This window comes from Burkholderia sp. Ac-20392 (genome assembly GCF_017104585.1).
In the GTDB taxonomy this organism is placed as follows: Bacteria; Pseudomonadota; Gammaproteobacteria; order Burkholderiales; family Burkholderiaceae; genus Burkholderia; species Burkholderia lata.
The window spans coordinates 1-25,926 of sequence record NZ_JAAGPB010000074.1 but is presented as its reverse complement, the minus strand read 5'-3'; the positions used below and the strand labels follow the sequence as shown (position 1 = coordinate 25,926).

Genomic DNA, 25,926 nt, shown 5'->3' with positions numbered 1-25,926 from the left:
GGAGTTGAGACGTTGCCTCTTCCGATCTATCGCGCGCAGCGTCGATGCGGGCTGATGCGCGAGCCAGCGGCGGGCATCGTCGAGCAGGCCCGGCGACGGCGCGTCGATCGAGCGACGCAGCCAGCCGGGCGGATCGGCGCGCAAACCGTCGAGCATCGTGTCGGCTTCGTCGGGCGTCATGCGTCCGACCGACGCCGACCAGAACGCATCGTCGAGCGTGAAGTTGCCTTCGACGTTGACGATCCGCCGCACGCGTTCGGGATGCGCATGTGCGAACAGCATCGCGATCGCGCCGCCGACCGAGTGGCCGACGACATCGACCGGTTGCGCACCGAAGTGCGTATCGACGGTGTGGCGAAGATGCTCGACCTGCGCGGCGAGCGTGATCGCATCGAACGGTACCGTGCGATGCGCGCCGTAGCCGAGCAGGTCGGGGGCGAGCTGCGGGCCGTTCCATCCGCGCACGTCGAGCGTGCCGATGAAACCGTGAATGAAGACGGCGGGCGTGGGCTGGGTCATGGAGCGGGCGCGGAAGGAAGGGGCGGCAATTCGAGTTCGGCGAGCAGTTCGTCGAGTTCGAGCACGTGCGTGCGGTCGTGGTCGAGCAACTCGCGCACGAGTTCGTCGAGCGACATGCGGCGGACGCCGTCGCGCAACCCGCAGCGCGCGAGCTGCGCGGAATCGAGTGCGGCCGCGGTTGCACACAGCGCGGCGCGGCCGGTGCGGAATGCCGTGACGGCAGCGTCGAGCGGCTGCGCGAGATAGTCGCGTTGCGCGGCGAGCACGGTACCGTCGACGGACGCGATCACCGGCAGTTCGAGCGTGCGCACGGCGTCGATGCGTTCGGCGAATATCGCGTCGAGATCGCGCAGGTGGCAGGCGTGCTCGACGAGCGAGAAGCCCGTGCCGTCGGGGCGGCGTGTCCACAGTGCGGCCGGCACGTGCGCCGCATACGCGGCGAGCCGGTCGGGCAGGCGGGCGAGCGCGGCGACGACGTCGGCAAACGGCAGCAACTGCGGATACGCGCTGAACACCGCGCCGTAGCTGAACAGCGTGCCGCCGAGCCGCCCGCGCGCCTGCACGACGTCGTGGCCGTGACGGCGCATCACTTCCGCGACCATTGCACCGCAGAACTGGCGGGCCGTCGTGTCGGTTTCGATTTCGGGGAATTTCAGTGCGATCTCGTGCTGGATCGCGCCGATTGCGGCGACGCCGACGCGCGACAGCGCCGCGAATTCGACGTAGTGCGCGGGTTGCACGATCAGCGCTTCGAGCTGGACGCCGAGCGGTGTGGTGCGAAAACGGTCGAAACGGGAATGCATGAGGGAAAGAATCCTCCGAGTAACGTATCAAAACGATACGTTACTCGGAGGAGGGACGTCAACAGGCGCAAGCGGGCAATGCGTTGCGTCACTCCTTGCCGGCACCCTTGGCGGCCTGTTCGATCAGCTTCGCGACTTCGGCCGGATGCGAGATGTACGCGACGTGGCTCGACTTGAGTTCGATCGTCTTGCTGCCGGCCCGTTGCGTCATGAAGCGTTCGAGTTCGGGGTTGATCGCACGGTCCGCGGTGGCGACCACGGCCCAGCTCGGCTTGGTCCGCCATGCGGCGTGCGTGATCGGCACGCCGAATGACTGCGCGGCCGGCGTCACCTGCGAGATCGCCATGAATTTCGCTTCGGCGGCCGGCACGTCGGCCGCGAAGTCGGCGTGGAACGACGCTTCGTCGAAGTACAGATGGCCGTCTTCGGTGGCCTTGATCGCCTTCGTCGCGGGCGGCGTCTTCTTGGTCAGGTCGAGCGGGCTTTCGCCGGTATCGGGCTGGAACGCGGCCACGTAGACGAGGCCCGCGACCTTGTCGTCGTTGCCGGCTTCGGTGATTACCGCGCCGCCGTAGCTGTGGCCGACGAGGATGCTCGGGCCGTCCTGCGCGTCGACGACACGCCGGGTTGCCTTCACGTCGTCGTCGAACGACGTTTCCGGCTGTTGAACGACGGAAACCTTGTAGCCGTCACGCGTCAGGATGTTCGAGACGGCTTGCCAGCCCGAGCCGTCGGCGAAGTAGCCGTGGACCAGCACGACGTTCTTGACGGGGGCGGCAACGGCGGCGTGTGAGCCGAATGCGGCGGCGGAAACGGCGAGTGCCGCGGCGATCTGGCGGACTTGGGACAAGCGCTTCATTTTCATTCTCCAGGAGGAATACAGGGTAGGAAACCGTCGGATATCGACAGGCGTCTTGTTCTGTCGATGTAGACATCCTACTAGTAGGTAGGATGAGCGACAAGGAGAAATCACGACTGGAAAAGACTATCTCAGGGCGGTAAACTATCCCTGTTTTTCATCCGACTAGATGGTAGGCAGATATGACGGTAACGGGGGACAGTACGGCGGGCCGCATTCTCGAAGCCGGGCGGCAACTGATCATGCGGCGCGGCTACAGCGGGTTCAGCTATGCCGACATCGCCGACGCGATCGACATCCGGAAGGCGAGCATTCACCACCATTTCCCGACGAAGGCGGATCTGGCGGTCGCCGTGCTGCAGCAGTCGCAGGCGAATTTCGATGCCGATATGTCGCTACTCGAGTCGAGCGGCGCCGACGCGCTGGTGCAGATGCGCGCGTACATCGGCTACTGGGAACGCTGCATCGCGGACGACAGCGCGCCGTTCTGCGTCGCCGGCATGCTCGGCGTGGAGCTGCCGGCGCTGCCTGACGAAGTCGCGCGGGCGGTGAAGGCCCATTTCGACGACCTTTCCGCGTGGCTGGTGCGTGTGCTCGAGACAGGGGTGCGAGACGGTGTCGTGCAGCCGGGCGTGTCGGTGCAGACCGAGGCCGCGACGTTCGTCTCGCTGGTCTATGGCGCGATGCTTGCCGCGCGGGCGTATGGCAATGCCGGGATGTTCAGGGACGTGACCGGCGGCGCGGTCGAGCGGCTCGCGGTGCCGCGCACGCGCGCGTGAGCCGCGCACGCGTCAGCGGGTAGGGGCGGCGCCCGGCGGTCGTGCAAAACCGTCGGACGCCGCCTGACTCAAGCGGGCTTCCTGGCCTCGGCTTGCGCGTTCAGCCGTGCCTTTTGCTCTTGCAATGCTTCCGTGAAGGCCGGGCTGAAGTCTTCCACCTCGAACAGCGGGCGGATCTCGATGTCGGAGTCGCCGGGCATCGGGTTCGGGCAGCGCTTCACCCATTCGACCGCTTCTTCCATCGATTTCACCTGCCACAGCCAGAAGCCGGCGACGAGTTCCTTCGTTTCGGCGAACGGGCCGTCGGTGACGGAGCGGTTCTTGCCGGCAAAGTGCACGCGCTTGCCGCGCATGCTCGGGTGCAGCCCGTCGGCGGCGAGCAGGATGCCGGCTTGCGCCAGTTCTTCGTTGAACCGGCCCATCGCGGCAATCATTTCGGGGTCGGGCATCCGGCCGGATTCGGAATCGGTGGTGGCTTTGACGATGACGAGGACGCGCATGGTCGTTTCTCCTTGAAGGGAATGAGGGGGCGCCGCCGGCTGTGCCGACGGCAAAAACGAGCGATTACGACAATACGACGCACGACGGCGACGAGATTCGACATCGGGCACGACAAATTTTCAATGGCGTGTGCACCGGCGGGCCCTGCCGCGGAGCCCGTCGCCAAAACTGGTATGCTGATCCTCACCACGTTCATGCGGAGGATGCCATGGCTGCTAAGGAAGTCTCGAAGAAGAAGTACCTGAAAATCCTGAACAAACGCCTGCGTGCCGAGCCGGCGGCTCCGGCTGGCGCGTCGTTTGTTTTTTTCCCGCTGGGTGCGAAGGCGAAGAACGCGACGGGTGTCGTGTCCGGCGATACGCGCAGCAAGCGCGAACTGGCGGTGATGGCCGCGGTCCAGCGCAAGGCGGCCGAAGAGTTCGTCGTCGCCAGCGCCTGACCGGAACCAGCTGCACCGCCGCTGGATTGCCGCTTCCGCTGTTTAAGCGGCGGCGGCCTCGCAATGCGCGATCGCGCCGGCGAGCACGCGCGGGATGTCGTGCGTGATGGCCGGGCCGTGCATCGGCAGGATGACGTCGAGATCGAGCGCCTGGATCCGGCGCAGCGCACTCGCCAGGTGGGCGAGCGACGGCAGGTAGTCCGAGCGCCGGATCGACTCGACGATCGCCGGCAGCGGATCGTCGGCGGCTTCGTCGCCGAAGCGCATCAGGATGTCCGACGACAGCAGCGCCTTGTACGTCGGCAGATACACGACCAGCGCATCCCATTGATGGACGTGCTTCGTGAAGATCGGCACGACGTCGACGCCGGAAATCGTCGTCGGCTCGCCGTCCTTCAGCGGCTTCGCATGCACACCGAAAATATCGGCCAGCCCGTGCGTGCAGATCGGATGCGCGTACGCGACGAGCGCCGGATTGGCCGCGAGGAAGTCGGGCAGCGCGCCCATCTCGTCGACTTCGAAATGCGGGACGATCACGCTGCTCACCATCGACGGCGTGATGCCGACGGTCGCGAGGCTCGCGGTCAGTTGCGGAAAATTGGAACGCGTGCCCGTTTCGATGCAGACGACGTCGCCGTTCGGCGAGCGGACGAAGAACTGGCTGAAGCCGAGCTTCAGCTTGTCGATGTAGGTCGTTGCGCGAAACAGGCCGCTGCGGATTTCTTCGATACGAGCGTGGTCCATCGATGCGATCCTTGCGCGGGCAGTGGGGGCCGGACACCACCGTCGCGCGATCGCCGCAATGCGTCGCCGGGCGCGCGCGCGTCTCGGTGCCTCGATTCAGTCTAGCAGCGTCGATCCGGTCGCGAATCCCGTCACTTCACGCAGCGTCAAACCGAGCCGAGCGCTGAACGCCTTCCCGGCCGTCAAGACCCCCCGGGCTGATTGCGCGCTCAGGACACCTTGTCCGCCGCAGCCGCATACCTGCCACCGCCACCCGCTTCATCGCCCGCCGCGAGCTGTTCCAGCGCGAGGCCCTTCGTCTCGATCCCGAGCGTCCAAACGGCGAACGCGGCCGCGACGAACGACAACGCACCGAGCGTGAACACACCGCCCTGGCCGAACACGGGCAGTACGACGCCGACCACGTAAGGCCCGATCAGCGAGCCGACCCGCCCGATCGCCGATGCGAAGCCCGAGCCCGTCGCGCGCGCGCCGGTGCCGTACAGCTCCGGCGTGTACGTGTACAGCGCGGCCCACATCCCGAACAGGAAGAACTGCATCGCGAGGCCGGTGCCGATCAGCAGCGCCATGCTGCCGCCGTACAGCGCGCTCTGGCCGTAGGCGAACGCCATCGCGCCGCCGCCGATCAACGACGCGATGCAGGTCGGCTTGCGCCCCCAGCGTTCGACGAGCCACGCGGCGCACAGGAAACCCGGCACGCCGCCGAGCGAGATCAGCACCGTGTAGAACACCGATTTCGTGACTTCGAAGCCGGCCTGCTGCAGCAGCGCGCCGAGCCACGACGTGAGGCCGTAGAAGCCGAGCAGCGCGAAGAACCACAGCAGCCACACCATCACCGTGCGGCGGCGGTACGCGCCGCTCCAGATCTCGCGCAGCGCGCCGCGCCCGCGGGCGACGACGGGCTCGGCGAGCCGCGACGGCGGCGGCAGCGTCGTGACGCCGGCCGAGCGCATCACCTTCGCCTCGATCGTGTGCATCACCGTGTCGGCTTCCGTGTGCCGGCCCGCATGCTCGAGCCAGCGCGGCGATTCCGGCACGATGCGGCGCACGACGAGCACGAACACGGCGGGAATCGCGAGCAGCGCGAACACGGTGCGCCAGCCGAACTGCGGCAGCACGAAGTACGCGACGATGCCGGCCGTGATGAAGCCGAGCGGCCAGAAGCCGTCCATCAGCGCGATCAGGCGGCCGCGCTTCTCGGTCGGCACGAATTCGGACAGCAAGGTCTGCGCGACCGGGAATTCCATCCCCATCCCGATCCCGAGCAGCACGCGGTAGACGATCAGCGCGTCGACGCTCTGCGCGGTCGAGCACAGGTAGGAGGCCGCGCCCCACAGCACCATGCTCCACTGGAACACGGGCCGGCGGCCGAAGCGGTCGGCTAGCAGGCCGGCGACGGCCGCGCCGAGCACCATCCCGAAGAAGCTCGCGCTCGCGACGAGGCCGGCGGCCGCGGTCGACAGGCCGAACTCCTTGCGGATCGAGCCGAGCACGAACGTCATCGTGCCGAGGTCGACCGAGTCGAAGAAGAACGCGATCGCGATGATGAAGAAGATCCGCTTGTGATAGCCGGAGAACGGCAGGCGTTCGAGCCGGGCGGCGGCGGAGGCGGGAGCGGTGGCGGCGGGCATGGCGTCCTCTGAAATGAAAAGGGGCCTCGCAGCGCATGCTCCAAGGCCCCGATGCTTCGGTATTCAGTAGACGCGACCACAAAATGCCGCATCAGAGGAAAAGCGCCGCCTGCTTGCCCAAATGCGTCATCGCCGGCGGTGCGGGGTGCGGCCGTTTTGCGTCAGTTCTTCAGCTTGTAGCCGGTGCGGAACATCCACGCGACGATCGCCAGCAGGATCACGAGGAACAGCGACGTCGCGCCCAGGCTGACGCCCACGTGCACGTCGGCGATCCCGTAGAACGACCAGCGGAAGCCGCTGACCAGGTAGACGATCGGGTTGAACAGCGTGACGACGCGCCACGCGGGCGGCAGCATGTCGACCGAGTAGAAGCTGCCGCCGAGGAACGTGAGCGGCGTGATGATCAGCAGCGGCACGAGCTGCAGCTTCTCGAAGCTGTCGGCCCAGATGCCGATCACGAAGCCGAACAGGCTGAACGTGATCGCCGTCAGCACGAGGAACAGCACCATCCAGAACGGATGCAGGATGTGCAGCGGCACGAACAGGCCGGCCGTCGCGAGGATGATCACGCCGAGCAGGATCGACTTCGACGCGGCCGCGCCCACGTACGCGATCACGATCTCCCAGTACGACACGGGCGCGGAGAGAATCTCGTAGATCGTACCCGTGAAGCGCGGGAAGTAGATGCCGAACGACGCGTTCGAAATGCTCTGCGACAGCAGCGACAGCATCACGAGCCCCGGCACGATGAACGAGCCGTAGCCGATGCCGTTCACGTCGCTGATGCGCGAGCCGATCGCGGAGCCGAACACCACGAAGTACAGCGACGTGGAGATCACCGGCGCGATGATGCTCTGCATCAGCGTGCGGCGCGTGCGGGCCATTTCTGCGCGGTAGATCGCGCGGATGCCATGCAGGTTCATGCGCTGGCTCCTTGCATGCCGTTGCGGCGGTTGTCGATCAGGCTGACGAAAATGTCCTCGAGCGAGCTCTGCGTCGTGTGCAGGTCGCGGAAGCCGATGCCGGCCGAGCCGAGCGCGTTGATCAGCTTCGCGATGCTCGCATCGTCGCGCTGCGAGTCGTACGTGTAGACGAGCGCGGCGCCGTCGTCCGCGCGTTCGAGGCCGAACGGCGCGAGCGCGGGCGGCACGTCCGCGAGCGGGTGCTCGAGCTGCACCGTGAGCTGCTTCTTGCCGAGCTTGCGCATCAGTTCGTGTTTTTCCTCGACGAGCACGAGCTCGCCGCCGAGGATGATGCCGATCCGGTCGGCCATTTCCTCCGCTTCCTCGATGTAGTGCGTGGTCAGCAGGATCGTCACGCCGTTGTCGCGCAGCGAATCGACGAGCTTCCACATGTCGCGACGCAGCTCGACGTCGACGCCGGCCGTCGGTTCATCGAGGAACAGGATGCGCGGTTCGTGCGACAGCGCCTTCGCGATCATCACGCGGCGCTTCATGCCGCCGGACAGCGTCATCAGCTTGTTGTCGCGCTTGTCCCACAGCGACAGCGCCTTCAGCGTCTTCTCGATATAGGCGGGATCGGGCGCCTTGCCGAACAGGCCGCGGCTGAACGACACGGTCGCCCAGACGGTCTCGAACGCGTCGGTCGTCAGTTCCTGCGGCACGAGGCCGATCAGTTCGCGGGCCGCGCGGTATTGATCGCGGATGTCGTGGCCGCCGACCGTCACGCGGCCTTCGGTCGGCGTGACGATGCCGCAGATCGAGCCGATCAGCGTCGTCTTGCCGGCGCCGTTCGGCCCGAGCAGCGCGAAGATCTCGCCGGGGCGGATGTCGAGGGTCACGTGCTTCAGCGCCTGGAAGCCGGACGCGTAAGTCTTGGAGAGGTCGGAGACGGAAAGGATCGGTTGCATGCTCACGGATGGCACGGCCGGCCGGCGCAACGACGTACACCGTGCGTGCCCGGCGCCGCCGCCGCTGTGAAGCGGCCGGGACCGGGGACGGCATGGCGAACGGGCGTCATGTCGAACGGCATGGTGGTGCGGGATCGCGGGATCGCCATATTAGCAATCGATAGATGGAAATGCATTCTCGTGGAAAGGGCGCGCGTTGCCGGCGCCGGATTTGCGTGAATTGACGGTGCATTGCTGAATAACGCGTTGATTTATTTGTAATGCATGAACAATTCGTGCCGTTTTCGGCGAACCGGGCAGTGATCGCGTTTCGGTTCGGCGGCGGCGCGGCTGGTCGGCCGACTGTGCCGCCCGAAGGCCGTCGTGCCGTACCGGGACGGCATGCGCGGCGCTCGCGATAATGCGTTCCTTTCATCGTTCACGGAGCGGGGCGCATGTCTTTGATCGATTTCAAATCCGTGGCGGCGGCGCAGGCCGTCGCGTGGAAATCCACGATCGTCGGCGAGGTGGGGCCGGCCAGGATCAAGGTGCTGCGCATGGATGCGCAGGCTTACGAAGCGGAAGTGCACGACTACAACGAGGGGCTGCTGGTGCTCGACGGCCGGATGATGCTCGAGGTCGGGGGCGAGACGGTCGTGGTCGAGGCCGGGCAGATGTACCTGGCGCTGGCCGGAACCCTTCATGCGGTGCTGCCGGGCAGCCACGGCACGCTCGCGATCATCGATGTGTAAGGTTGCGCCGCAACATGCGTGAAAGCGGCTCAGGCCCGGCTGGCTTGGTCAGGCGCGGGTTGGCAGTCGCCGTTCAAACGCGTGTTATACAGCCTGGGTATTTGTCTGAGCAAATAAATTGAAGGCTGTTTGAAAATCTGTCAAATACCGTGTAAACGCTAGGATTGCGCGGTTTCGGTCGTTTGGAACTCTGCATCCATTTACTTGTGGGTATCGTCCGATCATAGTCTCGACAAACGACGCATCACGATAACGAATCAAGCGTACGGATGGAGACCAATACATGAGACGCCTTTCCGCGGGGCCAGTCGGACTGCCGTTTCCCGTTTTTTCGCTGAATGCAGACGCGATGCCGATCGCGGACCTGCATTGCCCTGTCGCCGTGTAGCGGCGAACCATTTCCCGTTTCGATCGTTCTCACGGCGCCGTGCCGCATGACGGCGCCGCGGGAGAGCGCTTGTCTGCCGCCGCGGCGTGTGCCGCATTTGCCTGACCGGCATCGCGGCCGTCTTGCGCGCACCGTCATGCGCCGCGCGTTCGTGCCGCGGCGCGATACCAACCGGCGGGCCATGCAGCCTGTCCGGACGAGACTTGTCGTACCTGAAAAGGAGGGGTTGATGATTTGCATTCCTGAATGGCGGAAGGCGATTCTGTCGTGCGCGGTACTGGCGTTGCCGTTCGTCGCCGGTTGCGGCGGCGGTGATGATCCGGGGCCGATCAATGTGCCGCAGTGCTCGGGCAGCGCATGCGGGCCGAGCGGGGCTGAAACGACACCGCCGGTCGTGACGAAGCTGTGCCCGGACGCGCTCGATTACACGACGACGTATACGGGTGGCGCAGGCAGCGGCGAGTACGTGAAGGTGAAGTTCGATACCACGAAGCTCACCTATCAGATGCAGTTCATCGACTCGTCGGTGCCGACGTCGGCGGGGCAGATCAACAACACGCGCGCGGGCCTGACGATCAGCGGCGCGTTCCATCATCCGACCAATCTCCCGACCGCCGAGCAGAACCGCTGCGCATTCGTGCTCGACAGCGGTGTGACGAGCGACGGCACGTATTCGGTGACGATCAATCGCGCGGATCCGCCGATGCTGTTCGTCGGCAACGGCGTCGTGGGCGGCGGGATTCCGGGCGCGACGATCGCGTTCCAGGGGATCGAACTTGCGCCGGGTTTCTTTATTGGCTCGGTGCCGTCGCGCACGTTCGACTTCTATCCGTTCATTGGCTTTACCAACACTGAAACGGATTTCACGAAGGTAGCCGGCGCGTACAACGAAGTCGGCATTCACCTGTCGCCTACGGGCACCGGCTATCAGACCACGACGCCACAAGGATGGCAACCGGACGTCGTGAACTGGAACCAGACGCTGAATGCCGACGGGACGTGCACGATCACGCAGGGGAGCGACTACTCCTGCAGAACGACCGGCATGCCGTGGACGTTGCGCAAGAATGCGGACGGCACGTCCGACAACGTATTCGTCAGCAACGCGCCGGCTGGCCAGCCGTATCCGAGTGCGGGCCAGGGGCAACCGCTCGTGATCATCACGCCGAGCCAGGCGCACGGCGTGATGATCGTCGGCAAGCTGAACGGCGCGCTGGTGCCGGTCGTGATTCGCGTCGGCTATGCGTATGCCGCGCCGGGCAACCCGCTGGGTTCAGTGGCGGATGCGGAAGTCGGCATCTCGATGCTCGCGCCTTCCAAAGCCCTGGCGACGAACCTGCTGAAGGGCGGGTTCATCGGTGCGACGAGCGCATCCGCGTGCGGTGTGGTGACCAACAACGGGCCGTCGAGCAACGCAGCGGTTTCCGGGCCGGGCTTCAATGGGCTCGTCCCGCATCCGGACCTGCCAGGCGTGTACAACACCACATTCAATTTCTTCTCGCCGTCTGCCGGCAACTGTACCGACGGCACCGCCGTATCGACCATCGCGGCGAACTACACGTCGACGCTCTTCCAGGGCAATACCGCGGCATTCATCGATCCGCAGACGTCGTCGGAGACGGCTCAGTTCGGGCTGGACTATACGCAGACGTCGCCCGGCAAGATCGCGGTCACGGCCAACAGCGACTTCAACGCGAAGGGCGCCAGCGGCAACGTGGCGATCTTCAAGAAGGGCGATACGGGCTGGATCGTGACAGCCGGCAACGTCTACGCGATGGTCGTCAACAACAGCCAGGTCAATCCGTTCTTCACGGTCGGCGCATTCGTCCAGTAACCCTGCACTGAACACGTAACACCGGCGGCGCATGCGTCGCCGCCGGCGAATAGAATTTCAAGAGGATTCCTATGAATTTGAAGCAATGGATGGCCGCGGCGTCGCTCGCGCCCGTGCTGGCCGCATGCGGCGGAGACGGCGACCCGCCGCCCGCACCGGTAGTCCGGCTGTGCCCGCAGACGATCGACTACAACACGGTGTTCATCGGCGGGTCGGGGTCGGGCGAGCTCGTGAAGGTGCAGCTCGACACGACGAAGATGACGTACCGGATGACGTATCTCGCATCGCCGGTGCCGACCACCACGGGCACCGTGCAGCCGACGCGCGACACGGCGCCGGCCAACGTGGTCGACGGCACGCTGGCCGACGAAACGGGGCTGCCGACCGTGAAGCTGAACCAGTGCACGTTCCGGATGCAGAACGCGAGCCTCGACCCGAACCGGCCCGCGCGGCTGTTCCTCGGCGAAGGCGTGCTGGGCGGCGCGATTCCCGGCGCGACGATCCAGTTCAACGGCGTGATCGGCGTCGGCAAGATTCCGCAGACGACGTTCCCGTACTACCCGTTCATCAGCTTCTCGTCGCTGGAAACCGACCTGACGAAGATCGCCGGCAAGTACAACCAGCTCGGCTATCACCAGGTGCCGTCGCAGAGCTTCCAGCCGGTGGCGCTCGACCAGCAGGTGACGATCAACGCCGACGGCAGCTACGTCGAGACCGACAACTTCGGCAAGAAGAACGGCGGGCAGCCGCTCGCGTCGAGTGCGACCGTGAACCAGCCGTTCACGCTGCGGCCCGATGCGCCGGCGTTCCAGTCGCTCAACTACCTGCCGCAGATTCCGCCGACGCTCGCGGCGGTCGATCCGGCGAAGGCCGGCAAGGGGATCCTGATCGTCGGCAAGCTGCGCAACCAGCTCGTGCCGATCTTCATCCGCACCGGTGCTGCCAACGCGGACCTTACGCAAGGCCCGCCGAGCGCGGACGACGAATCGGGCATCTCGTTCCTGAGCCCGCAGACGGCGATCGCGCAAGGCTCGCAGAACGGCGAATACACGGGTGTCGACAGCGCGTTCAACTACCGCGCGACCGCGCTCGTCGGCGCACAGGCCACGCTGCTCGATCCGTTCAATGCGTCGCAGGCCGCGCTCACGCGCGCGCTGAACCTCGACTACACGCAGAAGATGCCGGGCGTCGTGACGACCGTGCATGCGGATGCGGCGTCGGGGCCGGCGACGGGCAAGTTCGTGTTCACCGGCGGCGTATTCGGGTTCCTCGACATGAACGATACGAGCAACCCGTACTTCACGGTCGGCGCATTCGTGCAGTGACGCACGCCTGGATGGAGACACGGTGGCGCCGCGCGCAGATGCGCGGCGCCCGGACAGAATGAGGGGAGACTTCATGAAGAAGCTGATTGTCGCGGGTGTCGTCGCAGGCGTGTCGACGCTCGCATCGGCCCAGCAGGCGGGCGACAACGTCGCGACGCTGGGCTGGCTGCACATCATGCCGCAGGATTCGACCAACGGGCTGACGACGAATCTTGCCGGCATGCCGATCAACGGGCCGCTGCGCCTGCCCGGATCGTTCACGTCGCCGGGCACGAGCCTGACGGTCAACAATGCCGATACGGTCGGCCTCACGCTCACGCACTTCTTCACCGACCACATCGCGGTCACGTCGGTGCTCGGCGTGCCGCCCGAGTTCACGCTGACCGGGCACGGCTCGATCCGGCCGCCCGGTCCGGCCGGGGCGCTCGGCAGCGTCAACATGGACAATCCGGCGAACCAGCCGGCGGTGAAGAATGCGCGGCAGTGGAGCCCGACGATCATTCTGCAGTACTACTTCAATTCGTCGACGGCGCGGTTTCGCCCGTTCGTCGGGATCGGCGTGGCCTACAGCTGGTTCAGCAACATCGAGCTGAACGGCAACTTCGCGAAGGACATCAACGAGAACCTCGGCAGCGTGCTCGCGGCCGGCGCCGGCAAGCCGGGGGCGACTTCGGTGGAGGGCAAGGCGTCGTCGTCGTTCACGCCGGTCTACAACGTCGGCGCGAGCTATGCGATCGACAAGCACTGGGGCGTAACGGCGACGCTGACCTACATGCCGTTGAAGACCTACTCGTCGCTGGTGATCAAGGCGGCCGACGGCTCGACGCTCGCGACCACGCGCACGAAGTTGAAGGCCGACCCGCTGATCACGTTCGTCGGGATTTCCTACAAGTTCTGAGCCGACCGGTGCGCATGACGCGCGCCGGCGGCTTCCTGCGACCGGCTGGCCGATGTCGTTCCGGCTGGAAGGTCGCGTTCTTGGCGGCGTGCCGCCATTTGTGAAGAGAGGGGGCAGTTCAAATGAGCATTCGCAAAATCGTATCGCTTGTTGCTGCAGTGGCTTTCACCGCGGTTTCGGCCGCGCCTGCTTTCGCCGTTACCGTTTCACGTGCCGACGGCCAGCCGATGAACCCGAATGGCGAGCCGTTCTCGGCGTCGGGGATCACGAATCTCAGCAAGGGATCGATCAGCGCATCGTGTACCGCGACCTTCAACGGCACGATCACGTCGACCGGCATCGTCAACATCACGTCGACGCAGTTCACCGGCGGCGGGACGTGCGGCCTCATCGCCGGCAGCGCGAGCAGCGCGTCGCCGTGGACGGGGCAGGCTGACAGCACGACACAGCTGTCGATCAATAACGCGAAGGTGACCGTGACGCTGCTCGGCACCTGCGGGCCGAGCAAGGTCGTGACGGCGTGGAGCGATCCGAACTCGTCGCTGACGTTCAACAATGCCGTGCTGACGCCGGATTGCACGGTGGGCGGCACGGTCCTGACGTCGCCGAAGTTCCACGTGCAGTAAGCGTCGCAGATCGAAGCAGGATGCCCGCCGCGCGCGAGGGCCGTGCGGTATGTGCGGCGGGTATTCGCGGCTTCGATGGGTTCGTGCCGTCGCGTGTATCGGCGCGGCGGTGCGGATTCATTCTGCAGAGCGGTCGTGTTTCTCGTGCAAGGCCGCCATATATCAAGAGAGAGGGCCGTACAGATGAAAATTCGTCAGATTGCATCGCTTGTTGCTGCAGTGGTGTTCACCGCGGTTTCGGCTGCGCCCGCGTTCGCAGTGACCGTTTCGCGCGCGGATGGGCAGCCGATGAATCCGAACGGCGAGCCGTTTTCCGCGACGGGGCTGACAACGATCGGCAAAAAGTCGATCAACACCAACTGCGCCGTGACGTTCAACGGAACGATCACGCCGGCGGGTGTCATCAATATCACGTCCGCGCAGTTCAACGGGGGCAACTGGTGCCCGCTGATCAGCAGTACAGCGAGCAGCGCCTCGCCGTGGACGGGGCAGGTGGACAGTACGACACAGCTCTCGATCGACAACGCGCAGGTGAGCTTTACGCTGCTCGGCCCTTGCGGCCCGAGCAGGCTCGTGGCGGCCTGGAATGATCCGAATTCGTCGCTGACGTTCAACAATGCCGAATGGACACCGGACTGCCGGCTGGCCGGTACGCTCATCGCTTCGCCGAAGCTCCACGTGCAATAAGCATCGCGGATCGACGGGAGGCGCCCGCCAGCACATATGACGGGATTCCGCTTTCTCGATGTATCCGTGTCGTCGCGCGTATCGGCGTGACGGCAGGCTGACCACACGTGTCGCGATCCGATGCGCGTGGTCTTGCAGGGTTGGTACGGCGTATGGCGCCGCTCGACCCGACTGAACTACCACTATTTTAATTGGCCAGAACTATCCCGGAAGACCCATGCTTACCGATCCCGCAAAGTATGGAGATGCCCGCGGCGCGACGCCTGACCGGCTGCGCACGGCCGCGTGGCTGCAGTACCTGATCGAACGACTCGACGCCGCCGCGTGCGCAGCGGAGGCGAGTGACGCCGGTGACACGACAGTCATCACATCGCACGCGATACGCATGCGGGGTGGCGCGAATCTGTCCCGAGAAGCGACAGCGGCGCTTCACCGGCTCGCGCCGTGGATTGCATCGGACGGCGGTGCCTGCGCATGCGATCTGACTGACCCGATCGGTGCATGCTCGCATGTGCCGTCGATGCAGCAACTCGCCGAAGCCGAACGCAGCTGTCCCGGCTCGCGCGCCGTGTTCGACACCGCGCACGGTGTGATCGATGCATGCGCATTCGACGATCCCGATGTCGGCTGGGCCGCGCTCGAGCGGATTGCCGGTGGTGTCGAAGGCAATGGGGGCGATGACGGTGAATGCACCGAACATGAAAAGGGCGCGCGGGACGACATGCCGCCTGCGAAGAACCTGAGAGAAAGGCTGGCGGTCGTCGCGGCGGCGAGTGGAGCAACGTCGGCGATGCCTGGCGCCGTCATCGACGCGATCGTGCTGCGCGCGTGCGGGCTGCGCGACGATGCATCGCGCATCGACGAGATGGCTGCGCTTGTGACGTTCTCGGCCGCGCTCGCCGCTGGCGGCGGAGCGTCTGTTGCCGCGTATGGCGGTCAGCACAACCTCGTTGCACGAGCCATTCACACGCATCGTGCCGATCTCGCGTCGGTGGACGGGCTGCTTGCGGCGTTGTCCGTGTGCCGACTCGATCAACTCGTCGGCGCGGGTAGTTTCTGGGCCTACTATTTGCTGGCGGGCATCGTGATCGCGGCACCGGACGCCGTGCGGGAAGTCGGTCGCCGCTTTCATGGTGACGAGTGGCAGGCGTGGCTCGATCACGTGCTCGCGTGGCCGGCGGTCTGCCGATTCGGGTCGAAGGAGGAGGTCGCGTTCGAACATCTGCGAAGCGCGATGAGCCTGACGTCGCGCTGGAACCCGATCGTCCGCGGGAAGCGGATGCGGAAGCGGGGTGTTGTAACGCCCTGATTCGGGGAGCACGGGGACAAGGCTGGCTGACGCATCGCCTTTTTCGAAGCGATACGCAAGGATTCCAAACGAATCCGGCACGAGCGTCCTTGCGTGAGCTGAAATACCTGGCCCCGTTCGCACGCGTGAACGGGCGTCAGGCGGCGACGCGCTGGGCCGTCGTGCCGTCGGCGTCCACACAGGGCGCGCGCCACGCCTTCCACGCCATCTATCCTTCCAGACCGCCAGACCGCCAGACCGCCAGACCGCCAGACCGCCAGACCGCCAGACCGCCTCGCGCCTCCCCCGATCCAGGCACCCTCGACCGAACGCAGTATGATTCCGCAGTCGATGCCGGCGATCGCTTCGCTGTAACCGCCCGCCCGCACCGTCGAAGATCTGCCAAGCTTGTTGTAAGCCGGACGCAAACAGCCGCCGCGTGAGAGCGCCGCTGCGAACCCGCGTCCGGACCACCTTCATCGAAACGGTCAGTCAGATGTCAAAGCAAAACAAGAAGATCCTCCTCCTGAGCGTCAGCGCCGGCGCCGGCCATACCCGAGCGGCCGAAGCGATCCGCGCGTTCGCCGACCACCATCCCGCCGGCATCGAAGCTACCCACCTGGACGTGATGGACTTCGTGTCCACCGGTTTCCGCAAGCTGTACACCGATCTCTACATCAAGCTCGTCAGCAGCCAGCCGGCGCTGTGGGGCTACCTGTACCAGAAGACCGACGAAGTCGATCCCGCCGCGCCGTCGCAGAAGGTCCGGCGCGCGATCGAGCGGCTCAATTGTCGGGCGCTGCTTGCGGAAATCGAACGGCAGCGCCCGGACGCGATCATCTGCACGCACTTCCTGCCCGCCGAACTGCTGTCGCGCGAGATCCGCAAGGGGCGCGTCGACACGCCGGTGTGGGTGCAGGTCACCGATTTCGACCTGCACAGCATGTGGGTCGTGCCGAACATGCGCGGCTATTTCGCGGCCAACGACGAGATCGCGTGGCGCATGCACGCGCGCGGCATGGCGCCGGAAACGGTGCACGTCAGCGGCATCCCGATCATGCCGGCGTTCGGCCAGCCGCTCGATCGCGCGGCCTGCGCGGTCGAATTCGGCCTCGATCCCGCGCGCCCGACGTTCCTGATGATGTCCGGCGGCGCGGGCCTCGGCGGGCTCGACGTGCTGGCCGCGCGCCTGCTCGAGATGGACGCCGACTTCCAGCTGATCGCGCTGGCCGGCAAGAACAAGGCGATGCTGGCGTCGTTGCAGGAACTGGCCGCGCAGCATCCGGGCCGGCTGTTTCCGCAGGGCTTCACGCAGCAGGTCGAGCGCCTGATGGCCTGCGCCGACCTCGTGATCACGAAGCCGGGCGGCCTGACGACGTCCGAATGTCTCGCGATGCAGCTGCCGATGATCGTCAACTCGCCGATCCCGGGCCAGGAAGAGCGCAATGCAGATTTCCTGCTCGAACAGGGCGTTGCGCTGAAGGCGATCGACGACGATGCGCTCGTCTATCGGATCCACGCGTTGCTGCAGACGCCGGAGCGTCTTGCCGACATGCGCCGCCGTCTCGCGCCGCTCGGGCGGCCGCTCGCCGGCCGCTTCGTGCTCGATCGCGTGCTGGGCCTGGAGCCGGCTGCATGAGCGTCGCGCGATTTGTGCCGACGCGCCATACGGTGTTCGTCGTCGCGTGGGTCGTGCTGCTCGCGTACTTCTTCGCGAACGTCGAGATCCAGATCGAAGGCAGCGCAGGCTGGGCCGCCAACCTGCCGACGTGGCGCATCGAACATCACTGGCTGCTCGACATCTTCTGGGGCGGGCGGCCGATGACCGGCTACCACGCGTGGGTGTTCCCGTTCGTCGCGCTGTTCTTTCACCTGCCGGCCGTGTTCAACGGACGGTGGTCGTGGCGCATCGAAGCACGGATCATCGCGTGCATCATGGTGTTCTGGCTGACCGAGGATTTCCTGTGGTTCGTGCTGAATCCTGCGTATGGCCTGGCCCGCTTCAATCCGGCGAATGTGCCGTGGCATATCCACTGGCTGGGCGTGGCGCCGACCGACTACTGGACGATGAGTGCCGCCGCGATCGTGCTGTTCATCGTTTCCCGCGAGCGCAAGCGCGCCTTTTATTGATCCCGGACCCGACATGAAAATCGCCGTCATTGCCGCGATCGCCGTCACGCTTGCCGGGCTCGTGCAGCCGGCCCACGCGGACCCGGCCTCCGAGGTGTCCGCCCGGCCGATCAAATGGGCGCAGAGCGTGACCGATGCGCATGTGAACAACCTGCATCGCATTACACCGACGCTGTACCGCAGCGCGCAGTTGTCGCGCTCGGACGTGCCGGAGCTGCAGAAGCTCGGCATCCGCAAGGTCATCAGCTTCCGTTCGTTTCACGCGGACGACACCATCCTGGCCGGCACGCAGATCAGGATGCAGCGCATCCGGATCAACACGTGGGACATCCGCGATGAAGACATGGTCGCTGCATTGAAGGCGCTGCGCACGGCCGATCAGGACGGCCCGGTGCTGATCCACTGCCAGCACGGCGCCGATCGTACCGGCCTCGTGTCGGCGTTGTACCGGATGGTGTACCAGGGCTGGACGCGCGAGCAGGCGCTCGATGAACTGCAGCACGGCGGCTACGGGTTTCATCCGATCTGGCAGAACATCACGAACTACTTGAAAAACGTCGACGTCGCGCGTTTGCGGCGAGAAGTGAACAGCGGCTGACGAACCCATGCAAAACGCCGCCGACAATCACTGTCGGCGGCGTTTCGTCAGGACGTTGATGCGCGGGCAAGATGCCCGCCGTCGTCAGACCGTCTCCGGCTGCCGTGCAGCCTTCGCGATGTTGCGAGCCATCGCGCCGTTCGCGACGAAGTAAGGCACGTCCACCCGCGTAAGCGCCTTGCGTCCGCGAATCTTGTCCGCGATCTTCTCGGCGATCATGATCGTCGGCGCATTGAGGTTGCCGGTCGTGATGATCGGCATGATCGACGCATCGACGACGCGCAGGCCCTCGAGCCCGTGCACGCGGCCTTCTTCATCGACCACGGCCATGTCGTCGTAACCCATCTTGCACGAGCACGACGGATGGAACGCGGTCTCCGCACGGGCGCGCACGAACGCGTCGAGTTCCTTGTCGGACTTGCAGTCCGCACCCGGATTCAGCTCGCGGCCGCGATAGCGGTCGAGCGCGGGCTGCCGCATGATCTCGCGCGTCGCGCGGATCGCGTCGCGGAACTCGCGCCAGTCGAGCGCTTCCGCCATGTAGTTGAAGAGGATGCTCGGATGGTCGTTCGGATCGCGCGAGCGCAGCTTCACGCGGCCGCGGCTCGGCGAGCGCATCGACCCGACGTGGGCCTGGAAGCCGTGCATCTCGATCGCGTTCGAGCCGTTGTAGTTGATCGCAACAGGCAGGAAGTGATACTGGATGTTCGGCCACAGGTCGTCGTCGCGCGTGCGGATGAAGCCGCCCGCCTCGAAGTGGTTGCTCGCGCCGAGGCCGGTGCCGTTCAGCATCCATTCGAGGCCGATCTTCGGCTGGTTCCACCACTTGAGCGCCGGGTACAGCGAGACCGGCTCCTTGCACTCGTACTGGATGTACATCTCCAGGTGATCCTGCAGGTTCTGGCCGACGCCGGGCAGGTCGAGCACGACGGGAATGTCGAGTTCCTTCAGCCATGCGCCGGGGCCGACGCCCGAGCGCTGCAGCAGTTGCGGCGACGCGATCGCGCCGCTGCACACGAGCACTTCGCGGCGCGCATGCGCGGTTGCACGTTCGCTGCCGCGCAGGTACGTTACGCCTGACGCGCGCTTGCCGTCGAACAGGATGCGATCGGCGAGCGCGTGCGTGACGATCTCGAGGTTCGGCCGCACCTTCGCCTGGTCGAGGTAGCCGCGCGCGGTGCTGGCGCGGCGGCCCTTCGGCGTGACGGTGCGGTCCATCGGGCCGAAGCCTTCCTGCTGATAGCCGTTCAGGTCGTCGGTGCGCGGATAGCCGGCCTGCACGCCCGCATCGACCATCGCCTCGAACAGCGGATTCACGCCCGGCTTGCTGGTCGTGACCGACACGGGGCCGTTGCCGCCGTGGTAGTCGTTCGGGCCGACGTCGCGCGTTTCGGCTTTCTTGAAGTACGGCAGGCAGTCGAGGTACGTCCAGTTCTCGAGGCCCTTGTGCGTCGACCAGTTGTCGTAGTCGAGCGCGTTGCCGCGGATGTAGCACATGCCGTTGATCAGCGACGAGCCGCCGAGCCCCTTGCCGCGGCCGCATTCCATCCGGCGGTTGTCCATGTGCGGCTCGGGGTCGGTTTCGTACGCCCAATTGTAGCGGCGGCCCTGCAACGGGTAGGCGAGGGCGGCCGGCATCTGCGTGCGGAAGTCGAAGCGGTAGTCGGGGCCACCGGCTTCGAGCAGCAGCACCGTCACGTCCGGATCTTCCGTCAGGCGCGTTGCGAGCACGTTGCCCGCGGAACCTGCGCCGCAGATGATGTAGTCGTATTCGCGTGTCGTCATGACGGTCAGTCTCCTTTCGGGATTCTTAAAACACCGGGTTGTAGCGGCCGAGCTCGACCTGCACCGACTTGATTCGAGTGTAGTGCTCGAGCGTCGTGATGCCGTTCTCGCGTCCGACACCGGATTGCTTGTATCCGCCAACCGGCATCTCGGCCGGCGATTCGCCCCACGTGTTGATCCAGCAGATGCCGGCTTCGAGACGATGGATCGTGCGGTGCGCGCGCGACAGGTTCTCGGTCACGACGCCGGCCGCGAGGCCGTAGTGCGTATCGTTCGCGCGGGCGATCACTTCGTCCTCCGATTCGAAATCGAGGATGCTCATCACCGGCCCGAAGATTTCCTCGCGGACGATCTTCATGTCGTCGCGGCAATCGCCGAACACGGTCGGCGCGACGTACTGGCCGCTGCCGAAGTGGCCGTCGGTCAGGCGCGTGCCGCCCGCGAGCAGCTTCGCGCCTTCGGCCTTGCCGCTTTCGATGAAGCCGAGCACCTTGTCGAGCTGCGCGGCCGACACGAGCGGGCCGAAGTTGGTGTCGGCATCGGTCGGCTTGCCGACGCGGATGCGCTTCACGCGTTCGAGCACGCGCTGCGTGAATGCATCCTTGATCGAGCGGTGCACGAACACGCGCGTGCCGTTCGTGCAGACCTGGCCCGAGCTGAAGAAGTTGGCGGTCACCGCGATGTCGGCGGCGCGGTCGAGATCCGCATCGTCGAATACGATCAGCGGCGACTTGCCGCCGAGTTCCATCGTCACTTCCTTCAGCGACGACGCGCCGGCCAGCGACATCACCTTCTTGCCGGTCTCGACGCCACCCGTGAACGACACCTTCGCGATGTCCGGATGGCCCGTCAGCAGCGCGCCGACCGAGCCGTCGCCCTGCACGACGTTGAACACGCCGGCCGGCACGCCGGCTTCCGTATAGATTTCCGCGAGCTTCAGCGCGGTGAGCGGCGTGACTTCGCTCGGCTTGAACACCATCGCATTGCCGGCCGCGAGCGCGGGGGCCGTCTTCCAGCACGCGATCTGGATCGGGTAGTTCCAGGCGCCGATGCCCGCGCACACGCCGAGCGGCTCGCGGCGCGTGTAGACGAACGACTCGGCGCGCAGCGGCACCTGCAGCCCTTCGATCGCGGTCGCGAGGCCCGCGTAGTACTCGATCACGTCCGCGCCGGTGACGATGTCGACCGCGAGCGTCTCGCCGATCGGCTTGCCCGTGTCGCGCGTTTCCAGTGCGGCGAGCTCGTCGTTGCGCTCGCGCAGCAGGTCGACGGCGCGGCGCAGGATGCGCGAGCGCTGCATCGCGGTCATCGCGGCCCATTCACGCTGGCCTTCCCGGGCGGACGCGACCGCGCGGTCGACGTCGGCCGCGCTGGCCTGCTGCACCTGCGCGAGCAGTTCGCCGGTGGCGGGATCGAAGGTGTCGAAAGTCTTGCCGCTCGTGGCGTCGACGTAACCGCCGCCGATGTAGAGGCGCTGCAAACCGAATACGGACATGAGGATCTCCTTGAGGGCGACTGCGTGACGCGTCAGTCGGACGCGAGCAGCAGGTCGATGTAATCGTGGGCGAGCTTCAATGCAGCCCGGGTGTCGATCGGGCCGCCGGCGAGTGCGCCGCGCAGCCACAGGCCGTCGATCAGCGCGGCGAGGCCGCTGGCGGCTTCGCGCGCTGGCGTGCGCGGCAAGGCCTTCGCGAATTCGGCGCACAGGTTCGAGTGCAGGCGCCGCGTGTTGACGTGCTGCAGGCGCTTGAGCATCGGGTCGTGCATGCTCTGCGACCAGAACGCGAGCCACGTCTTCATCACGGGTGCGCTGACCTGCGTGTCGTCGAAGTTCGCGGCGACGATCGCGCGCAGCCGGGAGCGCGGATCCTTGCGTGCCGCGACCCGGCGGCGCGTGGTGGCCGACCACAGGTCGCGCAGCACGTGCCGCATCGTCGCTTCGAGCAGGCCGTCCTTGTCGCCGAAGTAATGGCTGACGATGCCCGTCGAGATGTTCGCGCGCTGCGCGACCGATGCGAGCGTCGTGCCGGGCAGGCCCGCTTCGTCGATCGACCGCAGCGTGGCGTCGATCAACTGTGCGCGGCGAATCTCCCGCATTCCGACTTTCGGCATCGCGACTCCCTTCGCCCGGACGGGCCGTCCATGGAAGTCGAGAGCTTAGCGGTTTTTTATTGATCGTTCAATCAACAAAAAATCGGGGTCCGACGGTGAAGGCAGGTGGCAGGCCGATGAACGAGGCCCCCGATCGCACGTTGTGCAGGTGCGGAAAAACAATTGAAAGATGATTAAAAATGCTGAAGTTTGTTTAAAACGCTTTCTGAATAGAGCGATCAATCCGGTTAATCGTTGCGGGTGTCGTCGCGATTACGGAATGAAAGAGTATTGAGCTGTGTGATATTCGGTTAAGCATGGAAGTCGGCCCGTGAAGCGACGTCACGATTCATTCATGAAAATCCGTTTGAAATAAGCGAATGAAACGACATAACTCATTGATTGTAAATGAATGTATTTGAATAATGCAGGGGTGGGCCACCGCTTCGCAAACGATTGCGATCACCCTCGAACGAATTCCGCTTACCATAAAAAATCAGGGAATAATTTGAATCTGCCGCATTTCCCAACCGAGTAGAGGGTGTCGTTGGAATGACTTGAGTCAGTAATATTGTCCGTATTAGTATGGCGCCGCACTACGAGGAATGAATCGATGCCGCCGGTATTGCCGCGGTGCATTGGCCAACAGCGCGATTCGGATTGCGCGCGAAAAACCGGCGCAGTCATTGCGCACCTGCAGCATGCCGCGACGTCGAGACGCCGCATCCACCGGAGAACGACGATGCTGACCGAAAAACACGTGGTCCCGCTGCCGAATGGTCTGAAGGTCTACGTCGAACGGAACGTGTTCGACCCGGCGTTCGACACGGCGATGCTCGTCAACGGCGCACTCGCGACGACCGCGTCGTTCGGGCAGACCGTCCAGTATCTCGGCGAGCGGATGAACACGATCTGCTTCGACCTGCCGTACGCGGGGCAGTCGCGCCAGCACAACCCGGGCTGCTTCATCCTGACGAAGGACGACGAAGCCGCGATCCTGCAGCACCTGGTCGAGCGTTTCGCGCCGGCCTACCTCGTGTCGGTGTCGTGGGGCGGCGTCGCGTCGCTGTTCGCGCTCGCACGCGGCTGCCCGAGCGTGCGGCGCGCGGCGATCTGCTCGTTTTCGCCGTTCCTGAACGACGCGATGGTCGACTACGTGACGCGCGCCCGCGACCACATCGCGGCTGGCGAGAACCTGAAAGCCGCGCAGCTGCTGAACGACACCGTCGGCCGCTACCTGCCGCGCATCATGAAGCTGTACAACTACCGCTATCTCACGCGCCTGCCGCGCGACGAGCAGGACCAGGTCGCGTTCCACGTCGACCAGATCCTGTCGCTGCAGCCCGAGCGCTACTTCAGCGAGTTCTCGAACATCGGCTGCGAGCTGCTGTTCCTGAACGGCGAGCGCGACGAATACACGACGCCCGCCGACGTGCGCCAGCTCGGTGCACACGTGCCGCGCGCGCGGTTCGCGACGGTGCCGGACGCCGGCCACTTCCTCGACATCGAAGGCCGTGCGCAGCGCGAATACACGCGTTCGGCGTTGCTCGACTTTTTCTGCGGCGGGTCGTCGCTCGCCGCCGGCATCGCGCTCGCCGCCGCGCAGGCGTGCGTGCCCGCACCGATGCACGCGTTGTCGTCGTGACGCCGCACGCCGTGCGTGCGGTACGTGCGGCGCTCCCGAATTCCCATCCCAACGAGGCAGGCCAGCCGTGAATATCGTTAAGACCATCGCCATCGTCGTTCCGTGGGCCGCGTGGCTCGCCTACTGGATCGCCACTTCGCAAGGCGTGAAGACGACCGTGCGCAAGGAAGCGTCACGCTCGCGCACGCTGCAGTCGATTCCGCTGATCGTCGGCGGCGCGCTGATCATCCTGCCCGATCCGTCGTGGCAGGCGCTCGTGCCGGACTGGCAGCGCTTCGGCCTGCAGGCGCAGTGCGGGCTCGCGGTGCTGGTGGCCGGCCTGCTGTTCTCGGTGTGGGCGCGGCTGCACCTCGGCACGAACTGGAGCGTGTCGGTCACGCTGAAGGAAGACCATGAGCTCGTCCGCACCGGGCCGTACGGGCTCGTGCGGCACCCGATCTATACGGGCTGCCTGATCGCGCTCGTCGGCGCCGCACTGATCGGCGGCGAATGGCGCGGCGCGATCGGCGTGCTGCTCGTGTTCGCGTCGCTCGCGTACAAGGTGCGCGTCGAGGAAAGCTGGCTGACCGGGTATTTCGGGCCGGCGTACGCGCAGTATCGGCGCGAAGTCGCGGCGCTGATTCCCGGCTTCTACTGAACCCCGCGAGGCGCACGATGGCGAAGATGATCGTGACCGCGATCGGTTCGGCGGGCGACGTGCATCCGCTGCTCGGCGTCGCGCGCACGCTCGCGGCGCGCGGTCACGACGTCGTGTTCTGCACGCACGCGCCGTTCGAGGCGGCCGTGCGGCGTTGCGGGTTCGCGTTCGTGCCGATCGGCACCGCGGCCGAATACGAGGCCGCGATGGCGAACCCCGCGCTGTGGGATTCGCGCACGTCGTTTCGTACGCTGTGGCAGGTGATCGCGCCGACGCTGCGCCCGCATTACGACGCGCTGCGTGCGCTGACCGACGGCGACACGGTGCTCGTCGGCACGCTGTGGGCGTTCTCCGCGCGCTTCATGCAGGAGCTGCACGGCACGCCGTACGTGTCGGTGCAGGTGTCGCCGTCGACGCTGCTGTCCGCGCATGCGCCGCCGACGCACCCGCGCCTGACGATTCCCGCACGCTGGCCGCTGCCCGTGAAGGCGGCGCTGATGACGCTGATCGAGCGCCAGGTGCTCGATCGCGCGTGCGGCCCCGCGCTCAACGCGGTGCGCCGCGATCTCGGGCTTGCGCCTGCGCGGCGCGTGCTGGGCCGCTGGCTGCATTCGACCGATGGCGTGCTGTGCCTGTTTCCCGGCTGGTTCGCGCCGCCGCAGCCGGACTGGCCGTCGAATCACCGGCAAAGCGGTTTCCCGCTGTTCAACGATATTGCGACCCCTGAAGAAGATGTGGCACTCGATGCGTATCTCGCGGCCGGTGAGCCCCCGGTCGTGTTCACGGCCGGTTCGACACGCGTCGATCACGCGGCCTACGCGCGCGCGGTGGCGGATGCGCTGCGCACGACCGGCGCGCGCGGGATCCTGCTGACGCCGGACGATGCGGCGCCGGACAGTGACCGTTTGCTGGTGCGCCGCTTCGTGCCGATGCGCACGCTGCTGCCGCGCTGCCGCGCGCTCGTGCATCACGGTGGGATCGGCACCGCGGCGCTTGCATTCGAGGCCGGGATCGCACAGGTCATCACGCCGTTCGCGCACGACCAGTTCGACAACGCGCAACGGGTCGCCGTGAGCGGCTGCGGCGTGCGGGTCGACGGCCCGATCGACGGCGCGTGA

At 65.8% G+C, this 25,926-nt stretch carries 25 protein-coding genes and 1 pseudogene; 15 read left to right on the top strand and 11 right to left on the bottom strand.

The genetic code is table 11. From position 1 onward, the window contains the following. From G3N99_RS12085 to G3N99_RS12075, 3 genes are all read right to left on the bottom strand, one after another. Window positions 1-519 (bottom strand): alpha/beta fold hydrolase (locus G3N99_RS12085; protein WP_206122488.1); only part of this gene is annotated, 519 nt, incomplete at its 3' end. Continuing rightward, entirely contained in the window at window positions 516-1,322 is an 807-nt protein-coding gene (locus G3N99_RS12080) for a DinB family protein (protein ID WP_174936349.1), read from the bottom strand. The genes G3N99_RS12085 and G3N99_RS12080, both read right to left, overlap by 4 nt. Before the next feature lie 88 nt (window positions 1,323-1,410). Further along, entirely contained in the window at window positions 1,411-2,181 is a 771-nt protein-coding gene (locus G3N99_RS12075; protein ID WP_089485136.1) for an alpha/beta hydrolase, read from the bottom strand. Window positions 2,182-2,363: 182 nt separating this feature from the next. Between G3N99_RS12075 and G3N99_RS12070 the strand changes: the two genes are divergently transcribed. Further along, window positions 2,364-2,960, top strand: coding sequence for a TetR/AcrR family transcriptional regulator (locus G3N99_RS12070; protein ID WP_206122487.1), 597 nt, complete (start codon window positions 2,364-2,366; stop codon window positions 2,958-2,960). 68 nt (window positions 2,961-3,028) lie between these two features. Here the strand turns inward: G3N99_RS12070 and G3N99_RS12065 are convergent, their stop codons facing one another. Beyond that, window positions 3,029-3,460 (bottom strand): YciI family protein, encoded by a 432-nt coding sequence (locus G3N99_RS12065; protein WP_206122489.1) that lies wholly within the window; start codon window positions 3,458-3,460, stop codon window positions 3,029-3,031. 209 nt (window positions 3,461-3,669) lie between these two features. Between G3N99_RS12065 and G3N99_RS12060 the strand changes: the two genes are divergently transcribed. Continuing rightward, window positions 3,670-3,900 (top strand): hypothetical protein, encoded by a 231-nt coding sequence (locus tag G3N99_RS12060; protein ID WP_174936355.1) that lies wholly within the window; start codon window positions 3,670-3,672, stop codon window positions 3,898-3,900. A gap of 42 nt (window positions 3,901-3,942) precedes the next feature. Here the strand turns inward: G3N99_RS12060 and G3N99_RS12055 are convergent, their stop codons facing one another. The 4 genes from G3N99_RS12055 to G3N99_RS12040 form a co-directional block, all read right to left on the bottom strand. After that, window positions 3,943-4,644: an MBL fold metallo-hydrolase gene (locus G3N99_RS12055; RefSeq protein WP_206122486.1), complete on the bottom strand. Its 702-nt coding sequence runs from the start codon at window positions 4,642-4,644 to the stop codon at window positions 3,943-3,945. 209 nt (window positions 4,645-4,853) lie between these two features. Continuing rightward, a complete protein-coding gene (locus tag G3N99_RS12050; RefSeq protein ID WP_174938899.1) occupies window positions 4,854-6,275 on the bottom strand; it encodes an MFS transporter in 1,422 nt (473 codons plus the stop codon). Window positions 6,276-6,436: 161 nt separating this feature from the next. Beyond that, window positions 6,437-7,198 (bottom strand): ABC transporter permease, encoded by a 762-nt coding sequence (locus G3N99_RS12045; RefSeq protein ID WP_011354149.1) that lies wholly within the window; start codon window positions 7,196-7,198, stop codon window positions 6,437-6,439. Beyond that, complete coding sequence (locus G3N99_RS12040) at window positions 7,195-8,145, bottom strand: ABC transporter ATP-binding protein (RefSeq protein ID WP_174936361.1); 951 nt, start codon at window positions 8,143-8,145, stop codon at window positions 7,195-7,197. The genes G3N99_RS12045 and G3N99_RS12040 overlap by 4 nt, the downstream gene beginning before the upstream one ends. Window positions 8,146-8,579: 434 nt before the next feature. On the opposite strand from G3N99_RS12040, the gene G3N99_RS12035 reads away from it, so the two are divergent. The 10 genes from G3N99_RS12035 (at window position 8,580) to G3N99_RS11990 (ending at window position 18,650) form a co-directional block, all read left to right on the top strand. Then, window positions 8,580-8,876, top strand: coding sequence for a cupin domain-containing protein (locus tag G3N99_RS12035; RefSeq protein ID WP_085038798.1), 297 nt, complete (start codon window positions 8,580-8,582; stop codon window positions 8,874-8,876). A gap of 617 nt (window positions 8,877-9,493) precedes the next feature. After that, window positions 9,494-11,098 carry a DUF2957 domain-containing protein gene (locus G3N99_RS12030; RefSeq protein WP_206122485.1) on the top strand — a complete coding sequence of 535 codons (1,605 nt, stop codon included), beginning with the start codon at window positions 9,494-9,496 and terminating at the stop codon, window positions 11,096-11,098. Window positions 11,099-11,169: 71 nt separating this feature from the next. Next, window positions 11,170-12,423, top strand: coding sequence for a DUF2957 domain-containing protein (locus G3N99_RS12025; protein ID WP_174931244.1), 1,254 nt, complete (start codon window positions 11,170-11,172; stop codon window positions 12,421-12,423). A 73-nt stretch (window positions 12,424-12,496) separates the two neighbouring features. Continuing rightward, window positions 12,497-13,321, top strand: a complete 825-nt coding sequence (locus tag G3N99_RS12020) for an OmpW family outer membrane protein (RefSeq protein ID WP_174936369.1) — start codon at window positions 12,497-12,499, stop codon at window positions 13,319-13,321. Window positions 13,322-13,443: 122 nt separating this feature from the next. Continuing rightward, window positions 13,444-13,947 (top strand): activator protein, encoded by a 504-nt coding sequence (locus G3N99_RS12015; RefSeq protein WP_174936371.1) that lies wholly within the window; start codon window positions 13,444-13,446, stop codon window positions 13,945-13,947. 183 nt (window positions 13,948-14,130) lie between these two features. Continuing rightward, a complete protein-coding gene (locus G3N99_RS12010) occupies window positions 14,131-14,634 on the top strand; it encodes an activator protein (protein WP_206122484.1) in 504 nt (167 codons plus the stop codon). Window positions 14,635-14,851: 217 nt separating this feature from the next. Next, window positions 14,852-15,943: a hypothetical protein gene (locus tag G3N99_RS12005; protein ID WP_174985936.1), complete on the top strand. Its 1,092-nt coding sequence runs from the start codon at window positions 14,852-14,854 to the stop codon at window positions 15,941-15,943. 475 nt (window positions 15,944-16,418) lie between these two features. Next, window positions 16,419-17,561, top strand: a complete 1,143-nt coding sequence (locus G3N99_RS12000; RefSeq protein ID WP_206122483.1) for a glycosyltransferase — start codon at window positions 16,419-16,421, stop codon at window positions 17,559-17,561. Continuing rightward, entirely contained in the window at window positions 17,558-18,052 is a 495-nt protein-coding gene (locus tag G3N99_RS11995) for a hypothetical protein (RefSeq protein WP_206122482.1), read from the top strand. Before G3N99_RS12000 ends, G3N99_RS11995 begins: the two co-directional genes overlap by 4 nt. Window positions 18,053-18,065: 13 nt before the next feature. Further along, window positions 18,066-18,650 carry a dual specificity protein phosphatase family protein gene (locus G3N99_RS11990; RefSeq protein ID WP_206122481.1) on the top strand — a complete coding sequence of 195 codons (585 nt, stop codon included), beginning with the start codon at window positions 18,066-18,068 and terminating at the stop codon, window positions 18,648-18,650. 84 nt (window positions 18,651-18,734) lie between these two features. Here the strand turns inward: G3N99_RS11990 and betA are convergent, their stop codons facing one another. The 3 genes from betA to betI are packed head-to-tail and all read right to left on the bottom strand — an operon-like array spanning window position 18,735 to window position 22,547. Further along, the gene (gene betA / locus G3N99_RS11985) at window positions 18,735-20,435 is read right to left on the bottom strand and encodes a choline dehydrogenase (RefSeq protein ID WP_206122480.1); all 1,701 of its coding nucleotides are present in this window, start codon (window positions 20,433-20,435) and stop codon (window positions 18,735-18,737) included. 25 nt (window positions 20,436-20,460) lie between these two features. After that, window positions 20,461-21,930 carry a betaine-aldehyde dehydrogenase gene (gene betB / locus G3N99_RS11980; protein ID WP_069252379.1) on the bottom strand — a complete coding sequence of 490 codons (1,470 nt, stop codon included), beginning with the start codon at window positions 21,928-21,930 and terminating at the stop codon, window positions 20,461-20,463. A 32-nt stretch (window positions 21,931-21,962) separates the two neighbouring features. Beyond that, window positions 21,963-22,547: a transcriptional regulator BetI gene (gene betI, locus G3N99_RS11975; protein WP_174936402.1), complete on the bottom strand. Its 585-nt coding sequence runs from the start codon at window positions 22,545-22,547 to the stop codon at window positions 21,963-21,965. Window positions 22,548-23,268: 721 nt separating this feature from the next. Here betI and G3N99_RS11970 point away from each other — a divergent pair. The 3 genes and pseudogenes from G3N99_RS11970 to G3N99_RS11960 form a co-directional block, all read left to right on the top strand. Beyond that, a complete protein-coding gene (locus tag G3N99_RS11970; protein WP_174936405.1) occupies window positions 23,269-24,171 on the top strand; it encodes an alpha/beta hydrolase in 903 nt (300 codons plus the stop codon). 67 nt (window positions 24,172-24,238) lie between these two features. Next, on the top strand, window positions 24,239-24,808 hold the full coding sequence (locus tag G3N99_RS11965; protein WP_206122479.1) for an isoprenylcysteine carboxylmethyltransferase family protein: 570 nt from the start codon (window positions 24,239-24,241) through the stop codon (window positions 24,806-24,808). A gap of 17 nt (window positions 24,809-24,825) precedes the next feature. Then, a pseudogene (locus G3N99_RS11960) lies at window positions 24,826-25,917 on the top strand (nucleotide disphospho-sugar-binding domain-containing protein); the annotation flags it as partial. Window positions 25,918-25,926 lie beyond the last annotated feature (9 nt).